At 42.1% G+C, this 15,414-nt stretch carries 15 protein-coding genes; 7 read left to right on the forward strand and 8 right to left on the reverse strand.

Annotated elements, in window-relative coordinates; translation table 11 throughout:
* Positions 1-43 precede the first annotated feature (43 nt).
* Positions 44-550 carry a hypothetical protein gene (locus QYC40_RS15140; protein ID WP_301990972.1) on the reverse strand — a complete coding sequence of 169 codons (507 nt, stop codon included), beginning with the start codon at positions 548-550 and terminating at the stop codon, positions 44-46.
* A gap of 103 nt (positions 551-653) precedes the next feature.
* Here QYC40_RS15140 and QYC40_RS15145 point away from each other — a divergent pair, with 103 nt between their 5' ends.
* The 5 genes from QYC40_RS15145 (at position 654) to QYC40_RS15165 (ending at position 7,387) form a co-directional block, all read left to right on the forward strand.
* Entirely contained in the window at positions 654-977 is a 324-nt protein-coding gene (locus QYC40_RS15145; protein WP_301990973.1) for a hypothetical protein, read from the forward strand.
* A 13-nt stretch (positions 978-990) separates the two neighbouring features.
* Positions 991-1,911, forward strand: a complete 921-nt coding sequence (locus tag QYC40_RS15150) for a lysylphosphatidylglycerol synthase transmembrane domain-containing protein (protein WP_301990974.1) — start codon at positions 991-993, stop codon at positions 1,909-1,911.
* Positions 1,911-2,621, forward strand: coding sequence for an SDR family oxidoreductase (locus QYC40_RS15155; protein ID WP_301990975.1), 711 nt, complete (start codon positions 1,911-1,913; stop codon positions 2,619-2,621). The genes QYC40_RS15150 and QYC40_RS15155 overlap by 1 nt, the downstream gene beginning before the upstream one ends.
* 366 nt (positions 2,622-2,987) lie before the next feature.
* Complete coding sequence (locus QYC40_RS15160) at positions 2,988-5,996, forward strand: TonB-dependent receptor (RefSeq protein WP_301990976.1); 3,009 nt, start codon at positions 2,988-2,990, stop codon at positions 5,994-5,996.
* A gap of 17 nt (positions 5,997-6,013) precedes the next feature.
* A complete protein-coding gene (locus QYC40_RS15165; RefSeq protein ID WP_301990977.1) occupies positions 6,014-7,387 on the forward strand; it encodes a RagB/SusD family nutrient uptake outer membrane protein in 1,374 nt (457 codons plus the stop codon).
* A gap of 256 nt (positions 7,388-7,643) precedes the next feature.
* Here the strand turns inward: QYC40_RS15165 and QYC40_RS15170 are convergent, their stop codons facing one another.
* The 4 genes from QYC40_RS15170 to QYC40_RS15185 form a co-directional block, all read right to left on the reverse strand.
* Positions 7,644-8,996: a S9 family peptidase gene (locus QYC40_RS15170; protein WP_301990978.1), complete on the reverse strand. Its 1,353-nt coding sequence runs from the start codon at positions 8,994-8,996 to the stop codon at positions 7,644-7,646.
* A complete protein-coding gene (locus QYC40_RS15175) occupies positions 8,993-9,499 on the reverse strand; it encodes a hypothetical protein (protein ID WP_301990979.1) in 507 nt (168 codons plus the stop codon). The genes QYC40_RS15170 and QYC40_RS15175 overlap by 4 nt, the downstream gene beginning before the upstream one ends.
* Positions 9,500-9,572: 73 nt before the next feature.
* Positions 9,573-10,052, reverse strand: coding sequence for a hypothetical protein (locus QYC40_RS15180; RefSeq protein WP_301990980.1), 480 nt, complete (start codon positions 10,050-10,052; stop codon positions 9,573-9,575).
* 10 nt (positions 10,053-10,062) lie between these two features.
* Positions 10,063-10,323: a DUF2089 family protein gene (locus QYC40_RS15185; protein WP_301990981.1), complete on the reverse strand. Its 261-nt coding sequence runs from the start codon at positions 10,321-10,323 to the stop codon at positions 10,063-10,065.
* Between the two features lie 134 nt (positions 10,324-10,457).
* On the opposite strand from QYC40_RS15185, the gene QYC40_RS15190 reads away from it, so the two are divergent.
* Positions 10,458-11,198: a lysophospholipid acyltransferase family protein gene (locus tag QYC40_RS15190; protein WP_301990982.1), complete on the forward strand. Its 741-nt coding sequence runs from the start codon at positions 10,458-10,460 to the stop codon at positions 11,196-11,198.
* Positions 11,199-11,204: 6 nt separating this feature from the next.
* On the opposite strand, the gene QYC40_RS15195 is transcribed toward QYC40_RS15190, so the two are convergent.
* A complete protein-coding gene (locus QYC40_RS15195; RefSeq protein ID WP_301990983.1) occupies positions 11,205-12,305 on the reverse strand; it encodes a glycosyltransferase in 1,101 nt (366 codons plus the stop codon).
* A 16-nt stretch (positions 12,306-12,321) separates the two neighbouring features.
* Positions 12,322-13,314, reverse strand: coding sequence for a hypothetical protein (locus tag QYC40_RS15200; RefSeq protein ID WP_301990985.1), 993 nt, complete (start codon positions 13,312-13,314; stop codon positions 12,322-12,324).
* A 458-nt stretch (positions 13,315-13,772) separates the two neighbouring features.
* Here QYC40_RS15200 and ruvC point away from each other — a divergent pair, with 458 nt between their 5' ends.
* Complete coding sequence (ruvC, locus tag QYC40_RS15205; RefSeq protein ID WP_301990986.1) at positions 13,773-14,336, forward strand: crossover junction endodeoxyribonuclease RuvC; 564 nt, start codon at positions 13,773-13,775, stop codon at positions 14,334-14,336.
* Here the strand turns inward: ruvC and QYC40_RS15210 are convergent.
* The gene (locus tag QYC40_RS15210) at positions 14,333-15,376 is read right to left on the reverse strand and encodes a hypothetical protein (RefSeq protein ID WP_301990987.1); all 1,044 of its coding nucleotides are present in this window, start codon (positions 15,374-15,376) and stop codon (positions 14,333-14,335) included. The genes ruvC and QYC40_RS15210 overlap by 4 nt on opposite strands.
* Between the last annotated feature and the right edge of the window lie 38 nt (positions 15,377-15,414).

Raw genomic sequence — 15,414 nt, forward strand, 5'->3', positions numbered from 1 at the left:
CGCAGAAAATTTCTGCGGCTCCTTAGTTTTTCTTGTGCTATCCTTAGTTAGCGCGTGTGAAATTGAACACCAAATGCCCTTGTCCTTGATCCAATGGAATTGGCATACGCATCGTCATTCCATTCTCATCAGCGAACGAAAGATCTAAGCGGTATCCGCTCGTCACGTTAGACGCTTTGTCTCCGGCATATACTTTCTTGAATTGGAAAGCTGGCTCACCGCCTGTTTTACCAGGATTAAAAATAGACCATACGATGTTACGAACCGCGCCGTTTGCACATAATGTACCATCAGCATTGAACGTAATAGTACCACGCTGTGCACCGCCCGGTAAATCCCAAACCGAACCAATGAAACAATCTACAGGAGCTTCATCAAAAATGTTCTTGATTGTATAAGAACTCGGAATGTTTTCACGTTCAACAGAATTCAACACCCATTTACCTTTAAAACCAGCGCGCCATTGTGATGCTGTAGGACCTTGAGAAGTCTCTGTACCACCAACTGTAGATTTTTTCTGCGCACCGCAACTTCCTAAAATTAACACCATAGTTAACAAGGACAAAAAGGATAAAATACGTTTATGCATATTACAAAGTTTAAAATAGTATATTAAATGTATATTAGTAACCTCAAAAAACAACGATATTTTGATGAACACTACTTCCAAAAATCATACCATAAGCAAAATCGTTGCCAAGGCGATATTACGAATTGTTATGATTATCCTCATTATCGGAATAGCATACTCCTTCAGCAAAGATGCTAATTTATTGAAGAACATTTCGTTATATTTTCCACACAAATGGGCTATATTTGCACCCATTTCACTATTTATTATTTTTATTATCCTAATGGTGATCATGCTCCGAGAAAAATATAAAAGAATAGACATCAACTGGTTGTTCTCTTTAGCAGGCGCTTTCCTCTTTGTCTACCTCATGATGCTTTTCTCGAAAATATACCCTTTATTATAATTGATCTTTGCCCATGCAAGACTCGAAAGTTTGGAATATAGTAAAAAACCTGCTGAAAGTACTCATCACTTTTGCTGCAGTGTACTGGGTTTCCACCAAGATATCATTGACCGAGTTAAAAGACGTTCTGAGCGACAGCAATCCCCTCTATTTGCTGCTCGCCTTTCTTGCTTACTGCTGCTCCATTTTAGTCGCCTCTTCGCGCCTCAACTCATTCTTCAAAGCAATCGGATTAAAGCTTTCCGAACGTTATAATTTTCGTCTTTATCAACTCGGGCTACTATACAACTTCTTTCTGCCCGGTGGAATCGGTGGCGATGGCTACAAAATATTCTTCCTAAAGAAGACATTCCAGATATCAAGACGACAAGTACTCGGCGCTGTATTCTTTGACCGCCTAAGCGGACTCTGGGCATTATGTATTGTGGCCGGAACGCTCGTTATTTTTATGCCGCGTTTGGCAATCCCGAACTACATCACCATCGCCGTGCTTGCACTGGGAACCATTAGCTACCTGTTTGTATTGAGAACATTTTTCAAGCAGTTCCTAAATAATTTTATCATCACCCATTTTAAAGCGCTCGCCGTTCAAGGTTTTCAAACCATCACCGCCATCTTTATACTCTATGCGATGAACTTCGATGGTAAGTTCTCCCCTTACCTCTTAATTTTTATGGTATCTTCGCTCGTAGCTATCGTACCTTCGATTGGTGGAGCCATCGGACTGCGAGAAACGGTGATCTTTAGCTTAGCAACATATCTACAATTAGATCAGCACATAGCCGTTACCATTAGTTTGATATTTTACATCATCTCGCTTTTAGTAGCGTCAAGTGGTATTTATTATATTTTCCGACCGCAGCGCCTGGGTGCAGACAAACTCCCGTCAGCAAAAGAGGTCGAGGAAGAAATTGAAAAAGAAGAAGAAGAATAATGGCAAATATTATCGTAACAGGAGCAAGTAGTGGTATTGGCTTCGAAGCAGTATTGGATTTAACAGCAAATAAGGAGCATAAAGTAATCGCCTTAGCGCGCTCGGCTGATAAGCTTCGCAAGTTGCACGAAATCGCTAGCTCCTTAAACCACGACGGTGGAACACTGTATCCTGCGCAATTCGATATTGTGTATGACAATTATCCAGACTCCTTAGTACCCTTCATTCAATCCAAATTTGAAGAGGTTGATATCCTAATCAATAATGCGGGCGCTTTAATCAACAAACCATTCTTAGCATCAACGAATGAAGATTTCGCACAGATGCTGCAGTCGAACTTGATCGGGCATATCAATATGATCCGTCATATTGCTCCGTTAATGAAAGAAGGTAGCCATATCGTTAATATTAGTAGTATGGGCGGTTTTCAGGGCTCTGCCAAGTTCCCGGGACTAGCGGCCTACTCTACGAGCAAAGCTGCATTAGCTGTATTGACCGAATGCTTAGCCGAAGAATTCAAAGAGCAGGGCATCAAAGTAAACTGTCTGGCATTGGGATCTTCGCAGACCGAAATGTTCGAAGCGGCATTCCCTGGAGTCGAAGCCGGAACATTAGCCTTTGAAATGGGCCGATACATCGCTGAATTCGCGCAGAATGGCCATAAATATTATAACGGAAAGATACTGCCCGTGGCAAATACAACGCCATAACCCAATAACAAAAAATTTGAGCCCTATTTCCTATAGGGCTTTTATATTTTATCAGCCTTTTACTGCAAGCTTTCTTAAATAAAACCTCGTCAGGAGAGCTATTCATTTAACGTTTTCCATTCCCTAATATGGTTAACGAAGTTTTTTAACGAAAAACAATAATAAATCAGATTTATTTATAAATTTACTATAAGTAAATGCTCAAACAATTACATTCCAAGCCGAATGACCTAAAAGCTTAACTAATCTTCCATTTTTAGTTAAATACATACATTCCGTACCAACGATAAACAAACTCAACGCATAAGCATTTTTGGGCGCAGCCCTTAGAACAACAACAAATTAATTAACTAGAAAACTTAAATTATGAAAAGAAATCTACTGTTTTTCATAATGCTTTGTTGGCTACCTATCATGGTATTTGGACAAAGCAGACAAGTAACGGGTACTGTTACTGATGCCGTTACGAACCAACCAATCGCCGGTGCGACCATAAAAGCGGTCGGAACCAGCTTCGTCGCCCAAACAGATGTCAATGGACGCTACGAAATCGGTCTCAACGAATCCACCAAATTTCTCTTCTTTACCTACATCGGTTATTCGTCGCAACAAGTTGCCGCCGCTGCCGGCACAGTGGATGTACAACTTATGCCCTCTGCCGCAGATTTGGAAGAGGTGGTCGTAGTGGGCTATGGTACACAGATTAAAAAAGACATAACAGGATCGGTCGCCAGTGTAAAAATGGCAGATCTCGAAAATGTCCCCCTACAGACGGTCGAGGCTGGCTTACAAGGCCGTGCTCCTGGCGTGTTTGTCAACACGAGCTCAGGAAAATTAGGACAGGCACTGCAGATCCGAGTGCGTGGTATTTCCTCAATCTCTGCAGGAACACAACCTTTATTTGTGATTGATGGCGTACCGATGGTAACCGAAGCATTGGGAACTTACGACGAGCCGGACAACCCTTTGGCAGCGATAAGCCCTGATGATATCGAATCCATGGAAGTATTAAAGGATGGTGCTGCCTCCGCAATCTATGGATCCAGAGCATCCAATGGGGTCGTTTTAATTAGCACAAAAAAAGGAAAAGCAGGACGAACAAAAATCGATTTGAACTACTTTGCAGGATTTAGCGACCCAACAAATAAGGGCGACTTCCTGAATGCTGACCAATATCGCGAGCTGCTCTCGGCGGCACTCGTTAATGGGGGCTATATCGGACCAGATCCGGACGAACAATACCCCGATGTGAGTGCATTCTGGGCAGACTGGACCGGAACCGATGACTGGGATAAAAACTACAATACCAATTGGGTAAACGAAGGTATGCGCCGCGGAAGCTTGCAACAAGGTAGCTTAAGCATTTCCGGGGGTGATGCAAAAACTAGATTTAACGCCTCAGGTAGTTACTCTGATACCAAAGGTATTATCATCGGGAACCGCTTTAAAAGAACGTCAGGGCGCATTGGTGTAGACCATTCTGCTTTCGATTTCCTGGACATCGGAGGAACCTTAAATATTAATAAAATCGATAACTACCGTGTTAACTCTGATAACGCATTCTCAAATCCACTTCAGTTAAATGCGCTCCCTCCTATACAACCTATACGCGACGAGAATGGCGAATTGTATAACTATACGGTTTACTACAATAACCTGATCGACCTGGAAAACGGTAATAATCTTTCCAGCACTTACCGCACATTTGGAACGGCCTACGCCAATGCACGGATTACACCCGACCTGCTGTTCCGCTCGGAATACGGCATGGACTTTCAGAACTTGGAAGAGGACTTATACTTAGGGATGAAAACACAAGATGGTGGAGACTCCGGAGGTTATGGCTTTAGTTATCAGGCTCGTTCCGTCAACTTCAACACCAACAATACCTTATCTTATTCAAAGGTCTTTAACGACATCCATAACCTAAACTTATTGGCGGGGATGTCCTATCAGGAACAACAGTTCAGATTCACAATGGCCGAAGGTAAAAACTTCCCTTCCGACCAGTTCAGAAAGATTACAGCCGCCGCTGTAAAATCAGATGCCAGCTCATCAGCAACTTCTAGAGCCATTGTTTCTTACTTTGCCCGCGCAAACTATAAGTTGATGGATCGCTACCTATTTGAAGCATCTGTGCGTACCGATGGATCCTCCCGATTCGGAAAAGAATATAAATATGCTACTTTCCCAGGCGCGTCCCTAGGTTGGGTCATCTCTGAGGAAAACTTCCTGAAAGAAAGCCAAGCGTTAAACTTTCTGAAACTTAGAGCTAGTTACGGTTTGACCGGTAATGAGAATATTGCCAACTTCGCTTCGAGAACACTCTACCGAGGCGCAAACTATGCCGGTACTCCCGGAACCGTAGCCTACCAATTAGGAGATCCAAGACTAACATGGGAGCAAACAGCACAAACCAACTTAGGCCTAGACTTCGGATTGTTGTCCGACCGAATCTCAGGAACGGTAGAAGCCTACCACAAAAAAACAACCGACATGTTATTGGATATGCCAATTGTGTCAACCAGCGGATTTACAACCGTATTTAGAAATATCGGTAGTTTGGAAAACAAAGGGCTCGAATTGACCTTAAACTCGAAAAACTTCGTCGGAGAATTCAAATGGTCTACTTCATTCAATATCTCCTGGAATAGAAACAAAATTTTAAAATTAGTGAATGGTCAGCCAATCTATCCTGGAGGCCGTTATTTAGGTCGCTTGGAGGAAGGTATGCCTTATGGATTCTTCTATGGAAAAGCCTATGCCGGCGTTGACCCAGAGAACGGCGATGCACTGTATTATTTAGATGAAACCCGTAAAACGACAACGAACGAGTACTCAGAGGCTGCAGATCAGGAAATTGGTGATCCAAACCCAAGTTTCTTTGGCGGTTTTGGTAATAAATTCTCTTACAAGAATTTTGACCTCGATATTCAGACCCAATTCGTGAGCGGCAATGATATCTACAATGCTGCAGGCGGCTTCCAGTCGGCAAATGGCGATTACTTTGATAACCAAACAACGGATCAGATGAACTATTGGAAAAACCCGGGCGACATCACGATGATTCCGCAACCTCGCTTCGACTCGGCGAATGGAACGCGTCCATCATCCCGCTACATTCAAGATGGTTCTTACTTCCGTATCAAAAACCTGGTATTGGGATATAATTTACCAAATGAAACGGTGACTAAATTAAAAATGCAGCGTGCTAGAATATATGTATCTGCAACGAACTTGTTGACACTGACCGATTATAATGGCTATGACCCTGAAATCAACACGACATTTGCAGGTGCCATACAGCTGGGTACAGATTTCTATACAGCACCGCAGCCACGCACAATCACTTTTGGAATTAATGTAGGCTTCTAATCAAAATCTAAAAAGTCATGAAAATCTTAAAAAATCTATCATATTCTGTATTAGTCTTTTCCCTGCTAGCGAGTGCTTGCGGCAAGAAAATAGATATAGAACCTCAAAATGACATATCCTCTGAAAACGCTCTTTCCAGTGCCGCAGACGTCAATAATGTCCTTGTCGGCGCCTACACTATCATGGCCCACCCGGCACTATACGGAACGAACCTTCTGATGATCGCTGATTTATACGCGAGTCCCGGCTATGTCAACTGGACAGGTTCATTCAGCACCTACCGCGACATATCCAATCAAAATTTGATATCAACGAACGAGGACGCTACACGCACCTGGACGCGTGCCTACCAGGCAATCAACGCCGCAAACACCGTATTGGAATCCCTCGGTGTGGTAACCGATGCGGATATGAAAAAAGAAATTGAAGGAAAAGCACTATTCGTTCGCGGCATCATGCATTTTGAGCTCGTGAGGCTGTATGCTTTACCTTATGAAGCGGGCGGCGCTAACAGCTCTTTAGGAGTACCCATCGCAACAAAAGCGGTTAAAGCATTTGAAGATATCACGCCCGATGTGCCTAGAAACAGCGTCGCAGAGGTCTATAAACAAGCAGAGGATGACCTGATCGCGGCCATATCGCTGCTGTCAGATAGTCCAGATTTATACGCAGCAAAAGGAATGCTGGCACGTCTATACCTTCAAAAAGGAGACTATCCTAATGCCAGGGAGCAGGCAAATGATATTATCGAAAGTGGAGAATATGCTTTAGCTAAAAATTTAGAAGATCCCTTCCGTATAAAAAATTCAACAGAGGGAGTGTTTGAAATTCAGCAAAACGAACAAAGTCATGCAGGTTCATCGAATGATGGTCTAGCAACTTTCTATTCGAGCTACTTAAATAACACAGGTGGTAAAGTAGGTCGTGGCGATTTAAGCATACTCAACTCCTTTGTCAATACGTATGATGAGACGGATAAACGCAGAACGCAGATGATTTATGAAGGCACCGGCGCAAAGGCAGGATGGTTTACAAAAAAATGGTATAACTATTTTGATAACATCCCGGTTGTACGTTTAACAGAACTTTATTTAACGCGCGCTGAATGCAATGCCAGATTGGGAACATCCGTAGGCGATAGCCCCCTAAACGACATTAATCTCCTGCGCGAGCGTGCTGGTCTTGAAGATTTAGCAACCGTAACGATAGATCAAATTCTAACAGAACGCAATAAAGAATTAGCATTTGAAGGCTATAGAATCCATGATCTAAAACGCACAAAAAAGAATATCGGAACCCTACCGTACAACGCTCCGAAATTGGTATTTCCAATTCCGTATCGCGAAGTATCCGTTAATTCTAACTTAAAGCAAAATCCTGGATATAATTAAGAAAGACATGCTGCTGAACTAAGATAATGCAGAACCCTTTTAAACCCAATTCAAACCCAATACAAACCCCAATCAAACCCCTTTTAGAAGGGCTTTGATTGGGGTCTGTTTTGGGTTTGATTAGTCGTTAGTATATAGTAGTTAGTATTTAGACCTAGGGCTGGTATTTAATTCCCTTTTCAAAACAAAATGTAAAAAAGGCGCTTATTCGGCGCCCTACTCTGATATCTTATGTCTTACATCTAACCTATAGTCTCTAGTTTCTACTTAAAATCCAATCTCCCATATCTTTCAATACTTGAGGGCTAAAGGTTTCTTCTATATCCCCGTATTCGAGGTGAGATCCGGTTTTGGACGTTTGAAACAAATGGTTTAATCCGGGGTACACCTTGACAATAGATTTTGGATTGCGTGGAAGATGATCAGTTAAGCTTTCCATATTGGGTGCAGCGATTACCTGCACATCCGTGCCACCGAAGGCGGCAAACACAGGAATGTTAATCTTCTTGATGAAGGGAACTGGGTCGATCTTCATAAAATGCCTATACCAAGGGGTGACCAAGACACCGATTTCATCGCCAAATTGCACATTTTGACTGCCCGGAACAGCGCGCATATTAGCCATTAAGGCTTCGAAAGCATCTTCTGCCGACAGCTTGCTTTTAACGATTTCGTAGTTCTTTTTAATCAGCGCGCGATCTTGTGGACTCATCGTTTTGCCCTGAACTTTCATAACGGCTTCGCTTTGCAGCAGCATTAGGGAATCGATCGCTATTGCCGGCCCTGCCAAGTCAATGATAAATTTAAGCGATGGGACGCGCTGACCTGCTAAGATCGTAGCAATCAATCCGCCCTCACTGTGGCCAATAATACCGACTTTCTTCGGGTCGACGTCAGCTTGTTTGCTTAGATAATTTAATGCCGACAAGGCATCCTTTCCGAAATCGCTCGTCGTCGCTTTGGTATAGATACCGGTCGATTGTCCAACACCACGATCGTCATAACGTAGAACAACGATTCCTCGCTTCGTTAAATAGTCTGCAATTAACTTAAACGATTGATGGCCATAGATGGTCGAATTGCGATCCTGAGGGCCACTGCCCGTCACTAGTACTACAGCAGGGTGTTTCCCGCCGGATTTTGGACGCGTAATGGTTCTCGCCAAAACGACTCCATCTTCCTTATTCGGGATCTTTACATTGACCGTATCATAGGTGTAGGGAGGGTTAACCGCCTGTGGGCGTTTATAGCTGTTCCACGGACCTTTCTTAAAGTCTAGGGGCGCTCGCATCGAACCTTGCTGAACTTGCCCTGTAATCGCTTGTTTATCGTTAGATAACTTTCCTGAATATTTGATACCAAAAGAGCGAACTTCTACATGTATGGAATCGCCGTCAGCTTTGATCGCTGAGAATGGCAGTTTCGCCATGCTTTGGGATGGGCTCTGCATCGTCCCTTTCCATTGTCCATCGTACGTAAACTCGAAGACTGTTGGAAGTTTAACAGTCGGAAGGACTAGGGTGCCCGTCCAGGATCCTTCAAAAGACTGTCCACAGGCGAACAAGGAAAAACTTAAACTAAAGATGAAAAGTATGTACTTTTTTATCATATCAAATACGGATTAAAAAAATGTAGAAAGGTATCCAATATCATCGTCAACAAAATGATGAGGATGACATGATAAGCCTTCTTGCTATTCATGGCAATTTTCATACCCAGAACCAAAAGGTGAAAGAAGTAATAGAGCATCGCGACCGCGAATAGCGAAACAATGCTAATAACAATCAAATTCATCTGTGGAACGGACTTCAGCATGATATCACCTTCCAGGATCGCTTTTTCCAGGGGCTGCATCATTTCCTGCAAGAAGGGATTGAATAATAAGAGCATCACCATCACTTGCGCGAAGTTTGCAATCAATACAACGTTTAGAACATCTATAAAACGAGTCTTATGATAACTTAACTTTGCCACTCCGAACATCAACAAACTCAACAGTGAAACGTTGATTCCGATATTGAAAATGACCTTCCACAGCGGCCTTCCTGTCGAATGATGCAGTTGTATAATGCCGTCTGCGATGATATCCCATTGCCAACACAAAAGAATCATAGTTAACAACACAAGAATTCCGAGGATCGATAGCGTCCGATCGGTATGATTTTCGAAGGGGTTGATTAACATTTTAAACATCAGATTTTCTCCTTTCTTGAGATAAATAATAGTCAAGCACTCGTTGTACTGCATCTGTGTCCTGTGTGCCTATAAGCACCTTCTTGCCGGTCTTGAACTTCAATTGCAAGCCCTTATTTCCACTGGTCGTAATCGCTAAGCCATCACTTCCGAAGCGATAGCCCCATCCTCCATAATCCATAAGCGAGTATTTTCTTAGATAGGCCTCGTCCATTTCTTCCCATTTATAGACCCGGTTGAACACAAAAGGAATAAAATGAATATGTATCCCTTCCGCGTCGTAAGTTGTTTTCAGTCTAATGCTGAACAGCGCGATAAATATCAGCAACATGATCCAAAATCCGATGTTCTCGACAAGCAAGCTCAGGTTACCGCCCTCTAAAAAACGATAGGAAAGGAAACCGAGCAGCAGTACGGCGGTCGCTATTGTCCATTTAGAAATAAAGCTCTGTGACTCTTCAAAGTAATTCATAAAATTTAGGTTAAAATGTCTTAATTTTTTCAATAAGCTCATCCAGTTTATTTCGCACAGTGGGATAGCTTTTTCCCATTTTATTAGCCATTTCTTTTAAACTTCCCGAATTCAGTAGAAACTGAACAACAAATTCCTGCTCTTCCGGTTCCAGGCGCATAAGCGTAGGAAAATTAAACTTCCCGGCTACCTCAGTCTCGCAGGAACCACAGAACAGCTTTACAACGGTCATTTCAGAATCACAGGCGGGACAATGTATTGGAAACTTCATAATGTGAATTATAATTTAAATAAATTTAAACATTATATTAATAATATTAAAATAATAATCAACAATACAGCATTAGCAATCGTTACAGTCGCCAATAAATTCGAATTCGTATATTTGCACAATTTAGTTCGAGTATGAGAAAAATATTGGGATTTATCCTGACACCTATCTTTTATCTTTGTTTTGGTTTAGCACTTATCATATTCCATCCTATTCAATGGCTATGTTTAAAGCTAGGCGGCTATAATGCTCATAAAAATAGTGTAGACATATTAAATGGTCTATTGGTTGCGTGTAATTACACCCTATTTAATAGAACCCACTTTATAGACAACAAGAACATCCCAACAGGGCGACCTATTGTTTTTGTAGCAAATCATCAAAGTACCTATGATATCCCCCCATTGATTTTCTTTCTACGTAGATTTCACGGGAAATTCATCTCCAAGTTGGAGTTGATGACGGCGAATATTCCTAGTATTTCCTTTAATCTAAAACACGGTGGGGCAGCAAACATCGATCGCAAGGATCCTAAACAATCTATTGCTGAGATTTTGAACCTTGCGAATAATATGAAGAAGAATAACTGGTCAGCCTTTATCTTCCCTGAAGGAACGCGTACTAAAACCGGAAAGATGAAGAACTTTTCCGTTGGAGGGATTGCGACTTTGTTAAAGAAAAATCCAGAAGCTTTGGTGGTTCCAATCGCTATTAACGGCTCATATAAAATGGTTCAGTGGGGAGCTTTTCCACTTCGCCCTTTCACTTCGATGTCTTGGGAAGTTTTGGATCCTATTGATACAACAGGTTTGAATGCAGAAGAAATTGTAAAGAAAGCAGAAGATCTGATTCGCGCGAAAGTTATCGAGGAGTAAGCCTAATTATTTTACTGAGCGACCCTTCCAGTCGTATTTTCCAACGTTCCCCAAAATACCGATATAAACCAGGTAAAGGGAGTGCATTAAACTGATGAGGGGCAAGTTGAATAATAAGGACTTACGGTCTGCGAAGGATACCACAGGGTACAGAAATGCAAACTCCACGACAATCTTCATCAAGATAGACAGCAATATTAAACGTTCCGCATCCGGATCTGCCCAACAAAAACAAAGGATATTGACTAATAAGGCTAAGTTGAACAGCCAAATACAAACACCAAGTGCCACGACACGTTTATCTTTGTACTTGGTACTCTTCGAAGCCCAGCGCCTACGTTGGCTCAAAAATGCCGATAGATTCTCCTTCGCATCAGTATAAACAATAGCTTCGCGCGCTTTACAGAATCCTATGCGCGACGCATACTTCTCTGCGATTTTATGCAATAGCAACTCATCGTCGCCCGATGCCAGCTCATCGATACCTTTAAAACCACCCATCTCGTAGAACACAGCCTTTCTGTAGGCTAAATTTGCTCCATTGCATGTCGTGGGATTTCCATTGCCTATACCGGCAGCGCCTAACCCAATCAGATATAAGAACTCGAGCGTTTGCAAGTTTTCAAAATATGATTTTTCCTCATGGTAACTTACGGGACTGGAGACCATATACAAATCATTAGCTTCCATAAAGTGGATGATCGTCTTTAACCAATGGGGTCCCATGCGGCAGTCTGCATCGGTGGTTACAATGATTTCGCCATTTGAAGAGTCGATCGCTTTATTGATTGCATACTTTTTATAAGAGTTTAGCTTGTCACCGGCTTCCAGACTGATTAAACGAACACCCCGGTCTGCATACGACAAAATAATCTCATTGGTTCGGTCGGTTGAATGGTCATCTACAACGATGATTTCCAAGAGTTCCTTCGGGAAATCTTGCGCCATCAGACAATCCAGCGTTCTTCCGATATTGTCCTCTTCATTGCGCGCCGCAATGATAACGCTTACCTTAGTCTGTGGAACTATTGTGCTGGGTTTGATAATGGGAAGGCGCATCCACCCTGCACGCATATATAGCACAAGCACCACGTAGACCATGCACATGATGAAAAGAAATAAACTAAGACCTGTTATCACTGATATAATTTACGTTAAACACAAAAAATGCTCCAATGATCGCCGGAAATATCAAATTCACAAACCAAACACAGGAAACAATAGCCATCACCGCCAACTCTTGGGTAGTGATGTAAGCAAACAAATTGCTCGCCACAAAACTCCGTACGCTGAAATCAAATATATCCAGTGATGGAACCGCCGATTGAATAAAGAATAGAATAAAAATCATCGGTATCATGGAAACGATGGACAGCTCGGGCAAGAAGACGAGCATCAAGATGATGTACTGCGAAGTGAAAATCGCAAACCGGCATGTTGATAACCACAGCACATAGGCTAGTTCGCGGACGGAATAATCTTCCAGTACGACGAAGAAAGGCTTGACTTTATGTAGAAATTTGACTTTACCGACTAGGTAATCGACCCAGGAAACATTGAAATAAAGAATGAGAAATGCCATAGCATAGATAATGGCTAACAACCACACTCCAAAATCGACAGAACTCGGTGTTTCTATAAACGTTGTCACAAACCAAGCGATACTAATAGCCCCAAAAACTGAGGTCAAAACCAACTGAGCAAATAGCCCCACGCCCATAGCGACCGCGCCGGAAGCACGATTTTCGGGCTTTAAAAGCATAATCCTTCCGCCGTATTCACCAATTCTATTTGGCGTAAAAATCGCCCAAGTGAGTCCGCTAAACACCGATTTTATAGCCTTCCACATTCCCAAGGATTCTAATCGACGACTCAGAAACTGCCATTTAACAACCTCTAAAAGCCAGTTAAGCAGCATCAGCAGGAAAACCAAGCCCAAAACAATACGGATAGTAACCGGGTCTATTGTTCCGATTAGAATTTTGAATTCCGCTAAATTCTTTTGATTATTGACCTTTGAAACCACGAACCACATTGCTAATGCGACAATGATAATCTTGATTAAAAGGTTGAGATATTTCCGCTGTGTCTTTGTCAATTTCTGATTTGAAAGCACAATTTTAACAATTTTTTAATAAATAATAGGTTTTTGACCGCCCTTCTTTCGGGAAAGTCACGATTCTAGTCGATCCATCCCCTGCTTCAGCATAGTATTTAGTAGTTAGTACTTAGTATCAAGACCTATGGCGTAATATCCTGCCAATCCTTAAATCCTTTCTTCCCTTGAAATAGTAATTAGTCGTTAGTACTTAGTATCAAGACCTATTGCGTAATATCTTGCCAATCCTTAAATCCGTCCTTTCCTTGAAATAGTAATTAGTAGTTAGTACTTAGTATCAAGACCTATTGCGTAATATCTTGCCAATCCTTAAATCCGTCCTTTCCTTGAAATAGTAATTAGTAGTTAGTACTTAGTATCAAGACCTATTGCGTAATATCTTGCCAATCCTTAAATCCGTCCTTTCCTTGAAATGTGGACGCCGTCGATTGAGCGGTTTTTTGTAATATTGTAGCATGCAAAAGGAAAAGGCGAAGGAGCGTATTATTTTAGGGATTGACCCGGGCACGGTTGTGCTAGGATATGGAATCGTTAAAGAGGTAAATAAAAAAATAACCTTAGTAACGATGGGGGTGATTAAAATGGGGCATCTTGACGACCACGCCTTGAAGTTGCAACGTATATTTAAAAAGACTGCGGCATTGATTGCGGAATATAAACCCGATTGTGTTGCATTGGAAGCTCCATTTTATGGTAAGAATATTCAGGTAATGTTGAAACTAGGGAGGGCGCAGGGCGTCGCGATGGCGGCAGCATTGAATGCAGATATTCCAATCTTCGAATATGCACCCCGCAAGATAAAACAGTCGGTTACCGGAAACGGTAATGCCAGTAAAGAACAGGTAGCCGCGATGATACAGACCCTATTGAGTTTTAAAGAGACGCCAGAGTTCTTAGATGCCACCGATGGATTGGCTGTTGCAGTATGCCATGCCTTTCAACAAAACACAAACAGCAATTCCAAATCTTATTCGGGTTGGGAAGCCTTTGTAAAAGATAACGAAAAACGCGTTCGTTAGAGTTGTACGGAACGTATAACGTTTTTGACGTTCCGCTCGATAATGTCGGTCATGGACTGGCATTGTAGATATTTCGGATCGTCATAGTACTGCGCATGAGCTTCTCTCAATTTGATGATATTCTCCTCGGTAGAAAGTTGCTGCGTTTTTGAGGCATCGCGAAGATCTTTAATTCGATGCCGCTCGCTCCGAACACGATGAACAATGGAAGATCGTTCTTCCTGCTGATACTGCAAGACAGTTTTCTCGTTTAAATGATCCATCGAAAGTTTTACATAAGGATAGTTCTCTTTGAAAAACTGTGGCATATAAACCTTGATATTACCCTCATAGAACTGTTGATCGAAATCAATCGCGCGGATACGGAATTGGAAATCATCAAAGTCTGGCGTAATCTGCATGACGAAGTTGTAAGCACGCATATCACCGAGCAAAGAAATCACGCAACGTTCATTAAACTTTACAAACTCTTTAGCAATCCGGGTCTGATTATAATCCGGAGTGTACATCCGCCCCAGAGAGAAGACATCCCCTGGAATACCGACAATATGCTCCTCTACTAAGGTCGATCGATCATAGAGGTAATTTACTTGGTTTGGGGATAGAATTTCTTCAAGTTCCAGGCCGTAGATACGCGAAGCATCGGCTTGCTTGATATAGAAATAATCATAAACATCATTCAGACGATTGACAATTTTGATCCGGAAAGGTCGTGTATTACCGAACGCACAGAATTCTATTCGTTCAATAACCTTATGCTGCACGATTCGCGTATTACCTGAAGCTTTGAGTTCCGCATAGACTATCTTGAGCTGTTCGTACAGGTGATCTTGGACATGCTGCGGATATAAAGGAATTTCCCAATAGGTGTCTACCCCATTTTTATCGATGACAGGAACCGTTTCATCAAAATTCAACAGATCGGCGTATGCAAGGGGTAGTTTGCTATCCCTTTGATACATTTTAAGGTATTTAAGAAGCCCTGCCCCTACTGGAAACACGGGTTTCTTTCTTGAAATTTTAACGTCTTGGATTTCCATCTGTTATTGATATCGGGTAATTACTAATGTACTAATTT

Origin of the sequence: Sphingobacterium sp. BN32, from assembly GCF_030503615.1 — a bacterium.
Taxonomy (GTDB): domain Bacteria; phylum Bacteroidota; class Bacteroidia; order Sphingobacteriales; family Sphingobacteriaceae; genus Sphingobacterium.